The organism is Parvibaculum sp., from assembly GCF_049672805.1.
Taxonomy (GTDB): domain Bacteria; phylum Pseudomonadota; class Alphaproteobacteria; order Parvibaculales; family Parvibaculaceae; genus Parvibaculum.
In genome coordinates, this window is the sequence record NZ_JBATWS010000370.1 from 1 (window position 1) to 2,035 (window position 2,035).

Below are 2,035 nucleotides of genomic sequence, written 5' to 3' on the forward strand. Positions count from 1 at the left end.
GCTTCTGCGAATGATGAGATCATCACCGGCTCGCTTCGTCCCTCCGACGATATTCCGTCGGCTCCGGTGGCTGCTCCGTCTCAGCCCCTGACGCTCGCAAAAGCCGAGGCAAAGCCCGCTCCTGCTGCGGCGGCTGCCGCGCGCTACCGGGTGCAGCTTGGTGCCTTCCGCGAGGAGGCGTTGGCGCTGCGGGCATGGGATGAGGTGTCAAGCACTGCGCTTCCGGTTCTGGGCGGGACGGGTCATGCGATCCAGCGGGCGGACCTTGGCGACAAGGGCGTTTTCTACCGGTTGCAGGCTGGTGCCTTCTCGAAAATTGGTGACGCAAAATCGGCCTGCAAGGTACTGGAACAGCGCAAGATTGCCTGCTTTGTCGTCGAAAGCCCCGATTTGACGTAGCGGTCTGTTGGCGCTCCCGGTGCGGCTTTTCTGATGGTTGTCGGGCTGCACCCATCCCCGGTAGAGTCACACCAACAATAACCCGAATTTCGGAAAGGGAGACGTATGGCCCAGCAAGCAGTGGGGCTTACAGCCTTTGGCGGATATATTCCGCGGCTCAGGTTGCAACGCAAAGCCGTGACGCAGGCGAATGCCTGGGTTGCACCGAACTTCCTCGGCAAGGGGAAGGGCGAGCGGTCCATGGCGAATTGGGACGAAGATGCGATCACCATGGCGGTGGAAGCCGCGCGTGATCTTCTCGGCCCGGATGACGACCGCAGCCATGTGGACGCGCTCTATTTCGGCTCGACCACCATGCCTTTCAAGGATCGCCTCAACAGCGGCATTATCGCGGCCGCGCTGACGCTTGAAGAAAGCGTGCGTGCGATTGACGTGGCCTCGACGCAGCGCGCGGGCACATCCGCGCTGATGCAGGCGCTTTCGGCGGTGAAGGCGGGCGAGGCGAAGCATGCGCTTGTGCTCGCATCCGATCGTCGCAAGACGAAGGCTGTCACTTCGCAGGAACTCGATTTCGGTGATGGTGCAGCGGCGGTGTCGGTTGGCACGGAAAACGTCATCGCGACCTATCTCGGTGGCGCGAGCCTGACGATCGACTTCGTGGACCATTTCCGCGGCGACACGGAAGAGTTCGATTACAACTGGGAAGAACGCTGGATTCGCGACGAAGGCTTTTCGAAGATCGTTCCGAAGGCCGTGAAGGCCGCGCTCGAAAACTCCGGCGTGGCGGCGAGCGATATCAAGCATTTCGTTCTTCCATGCGTCTTTGGCGACAAGTTTGCGCAGCAGCTCGCCAAGCGTTCCGGCATTGCGCCTGAAGCCGCGCGCGACACGCTTGCCGCGAATTGCGGTGAGACGGGTGCAGCCCATTCGCTCGTCATGCTGGTTCATACGCTCCAGACGGAAGCGAAGCCCGGCGACAAGGTGATGGTGCTTCATTTCGGCGGCGGTTGTGACGCGCTTGTCTTTGAAGTGACAGACAAGCTTGCAAGCCAGGCCTCGAAGCGCGGCATTGTCGGCTCGCTCAAGAACCGCGTCGAGGAAACGAACTACATGAAGTTCCTCACTTTCAACGGCTTGATCGAGTGGGAAAAGGGTATGCGCGCCGAGCAGGACAAGAAGACTGCTCTCACCACGCTCTATCGCAATGAAGATATGCTGATGGGGCTTGTTGGCGGCCGCTGCACGGAGACGGGCGTTGTCCAGTTCCCACGTTCGCGCATTTCGGTCAATCCGAACAACCACACGGTTGATACGCAGGAGCCTTACAAGTTTGCGGAGCGGAAGGCGAAGATCCTTTCCTGGTCCGCTGACTTCCTGTCCTTCAGCATGAACCCGCCGAACCATTACGGCATGGTCGTGTTCGATGAAGGCGGACGGATCATGATGGATTTCACGGATGTGGAGCAGGGCACGGTCGATTCCGGCATGGAAGTGAAGCTCGTTTTCCGCATCAAGGAATTTGACGAGAAGCGCGGCTTCCGCCGCTATTTCTGGAAGGCGGTGCCGATCACTTCCAGCACAGCAGCATCACAAACGGGCCAGGCGGCCGAATAGGGAGAAACGGACATGGCGGCAG

2 protein-coding genes are annotated in these 2,035 nt (G+C 60.1%); both read left to right on the forward strand.

Features of this window, described 5'->3' with window-relative positions; all coding sequences use genetic code 11:
* The coding region (locus tag WBF74_RS11545; protein ID WP_424439839.1) for an SPOR domain-containing protein at positions 1 to 399 on the forward strand (399 nt) is incomplete at its 5' end.
* Between the two features lie 105 nt (positions 400 to 504).
* Positions 505 to 2,013: a hydroxymethylglutaryl-CoA synthase family protein gene (locus tag WBF74_RS11550; RefSeq protein WP_424439842.1), complete on the forward strand. Its 1,509-nt coding sequence runs from the start codon at positions 505 to 507 to the stop codon at positions 2,011 to 2,013.
* Positions 2,014 to 2,035 lie beyond the last annotated feature (22 nt).